Origin of the sequence: Methanocalculus sp., from assembly GCF_029762515.1 — an archaeon.
In the GTDB taxonomy this organism is placed as follows: Archaea; Halobacteriota; Methanomicrobia; order Methanomicrobiales; family Methanocorpusculaceae; genus Methanocalculus.
In genome coordinates this window covers 1-2,991 of record NZ_JARVGN010000297.1, presented here as the reverse complement: position 1 = coordinate 2,991, position 2,991 = coordinate 1, and the positions used below count along the sequence as shown (strand labels likewise).

4 protein-coding genes are annotated in these 2,991 nt (G+C 40.2%); all 4 read left to right on the top strand.

Annotation, left to right across the window (positions count from 1 at the left end):
• Positions 1-420 (top strand): DegT/DnrJ/EryC1/StrS family aminotransferase (locus QCH34_RS09910; protein WP_300333541.1); only part of this gene is annotated, 420 nt, incomplete at its 5' end.
• Positions 421-506: 86 nt separating this feature from the next.
• Positions 507-1,490: a class I SAM-dependent methyltransferase gene (locus tag QCH34_RS09905; RefSeq protein WP_300333538.1), complete on the top strand. Its 984-nt coding sequence runs from the start codon at positions 507-509 to the stop codon at positions 1,488-1,490.
• A 47-nt stretch (positions 1,491-1,537) separates the two neighbouring features.
• Positions 1,538-2,431, top strand: coding sequence for an NAD(P)-dependent oxidoreductase (locus QCH34_RS09900; RefSeq protein ID WP_300333535.1), 894 nt, complete (start codon positions 1,538-1,540; stop codon positions 2,429-2,431).
• A 121-nt stretch (positions 2,432-2,552) separates the two neighbouring features.
• A partial coding sequence (locus QCH34_RS09895) for a hypothetical protein (RefSeq protein WP_300333532.1) occupies positions 2,553-2,991 on the top strand: 439 nt, incomplete at its 3' end.

Below are 2,991 nucleotides of genomic sequence, written 5' to 3'. Positions count from 1 at the left end.
ATCCTGGCAGCGATAGGAATAGAACAGCTGAAGAAGCTACCTGGCATTCTAGCGGATCGTATCAGAAGAGCCGGACTATATACTGATCTTCTGAAAGAGATTGAGGGTGTCGTACCTCCATTTGTATCGCCCGGAACACGACATGTATTCCAGTCATACTGCATCTATCTCGAAGAAGATGGTATCAGGGATAGGTTGAAACAGGATCTCGGGGAGAAGGGCATTGAAACACAGATTGGAACGTATGCTCTTCATCAGGAACCAAGTTATGCAGATGTGCGAAGATCCGGAGATCTACAGAACTCGGTATCCGTCTTTAAGAATCTCCTGACCCTCCCACTCCACCATGAACTGACAGATGAGGATCAGGGGTTTGTTGTCAAAAGCATTAGTTCTTTATTGAAAGGATACAAGGAGTAATACATGAAATTACAGTTTCAAATAGATAATTTTGATCAATTTTCGAACAGATTATGTTGGTGATTTAAAAAATGTTTTACTACTCTTTGTTTGGAGCAGATAGTCTGGCTGATGGTGATGATATTGAATTAAATGGTATTGTTTATACTAAACATAGAGGGATTCTTCGCCAACAGTCGATTCTTTCGAAAAATCAAACTCAGACTGAAAAAGCCTTTGGATTCAAATGGAAAAAAAGGGATACATATGAATCTGAATCTGTTAAGGCAGCAGCAAAGAACTGGTTGATTGAAAGGTATCTAAGTGGTAAAGAGGATTCAATAAAAAAGTATTGTTTTAAAGACGCTAAAATACTAGATGCGGGGTGTGGTAGCGGTGTTTCTTCATTACTCTTATTTGGAAAGTACCTTGAAAAAGTTAAGTATTTAGGTGTTGATATATCTGATGCGGTTGATGTTGCTCAAGATCGGTTTAATGAGGAGAACATTGGTGCTGAATTTATTCAGGCAGATTTAAATAATCTTCCGTTTACTAGACCGGAGTTTGACTTAATCTTCTCAGAAGGTGTTTTACATCATACTGATACAACAGAGGAAACTTTGAAATACTTGGCAACTCTTCTTAAAAACGATAGTTACTTCCTCTTTTATGTTTACAGAAAAAAAGCGCCAATACGGGAGTTCTCTGATGATTATATAAGAGATCAACTCAGTGGACTTAGTGATGCTGAAGCATGGGATGCACTTCTTCCAATCTCCATGCTGGGGGGAGAATTAGGAAAATTAAATGCAACTCTTCAGGTCTCTGAAAATATACCTATTCTTGGTATTCCATCTGGATCATATGATTTACAGCGTTTCTTTTACTGGTTTTTCATGAAGGCATATTTTAGACCTGAATTATCACTTGATGAAATGAATCATTGTAATTTTGATTGGTATCGACCAATGAACTGTCATAGGCATACTGAGGAAGAGATACAAAAATGGTGCAATGAGGCCGATCTTAGAATTGAGAGAATGAAAATAGAAGAAGCAGGAATTACTGTCATTGCACAAAAGATGTCTTAAAATAATTATTGTATAATGAGAATATAGATATTTAGGGAGTTTTTATAATGAAGGTTGCAGTATTTGGCGCATCGGGTTTTGTTGGTATCAACGTGGCAAATGCATTACAGAAGGCGGGTATCGAGGTAGTCACCTCAGATATAAGGGAGTCGCCTCATCTCAATGCCGAGTTCGTTCCTGCGGATCTGCTTGAGTATGATCAGGTGGAGCATGTGGTGAAGGGATCAGATATGGTCGTGCATCTTGCGGCAAGCCCGCTGCCGGTGTCAGTCGAAAAACCAAAACTGAATGCGAGGATCAATATCGAAGGATCCCTGAATATCATGGATGCCGCGAGGGAGCATGGTGTCAAGAAGATCATCTTCTCTTCAGCTTCATCGCTTGTTGGTGAAGTGAACTACAATCCGGTTGACGAGAAGCACCCCGCAACCCCGAAGACACCCTACGCTGTCGCCAAATATGCGACTGAACATTACCTGCGTGTCTACCAGGAGCTCTATGGATTGGACTATCTTGTCTTCCGATTCTTCAATATATATGGACCCTGGCAGTACCCGGAGAGCGGGGCACTAATCCCGATGATTTACAAGAAGTTAAAGGAGGATGGCTCATTTAATGTCTTTGGCAATGGCGGCCAGTCCCGTGACTTTGTGTATGTCGGTGATCTGGCAGATTTCTATGTGAAGGCTGTTCTTAGGGAGATGAAGAATGAGGTGGTAAATCTCGGGACTGGGAAGGGAACGACGATCAAAGAAGTTGTGGAGATTGCCGGGGAAATTCTCGGGATTGAACCGACAATCAATTACCTTCCAGAGCGGCCCGGGGAGATCGATAATTTCGTTGCGGATGTTGGGAAGCTGGAGGTCTTATTTGGTGAAAAACCAGCTACAAGACTTCAAAAGGGATTGAAAGATACTTTCCGATGGATTGAAGAGTTTTAAGGTGGATTTTTCATTCAGCTGATAATGAATATTCTAATTTAATCTGCGTGGTGATTGATAATTGTATGAAATAATACTAATCGCGATCTTGTGTTTCTCGGTACGTGCTCTACCCGGCCTGTTGAGTATCTCTCCAACGGGTTCAGATCAGTGGTATCATTTATTTTTTGCAGATTATATTCGAAAAAATAAATTTAAATATCCCAAAACCCTCAAAGAATTTTTATTGCCAGGTATTTATGATTATCCTCCACTCTACCACTACCTACTTGCATTGTTTCCAAGAGGTTTTAGAGAAATGGTATGCAAATATATTGGAGCATGCATTGATACACTTTCCCTAATTGTAATATATTATTCAATATTATATTTGTCGGAATTCCCTGAATTGAGTGATCATTTCTCTCATCCAATATTGACTGCATATATTGCTTGTTTGTTATTTGCTCTACACCCCGCTTTCTTGGCATTAGGGGGGGGTCCGCGAGCCTATAGTGCAACCCCAAGACCTTTAGGAGAGTTGTTTCTCTCATTATCCCTTTTATTTTTACTTTTTCATT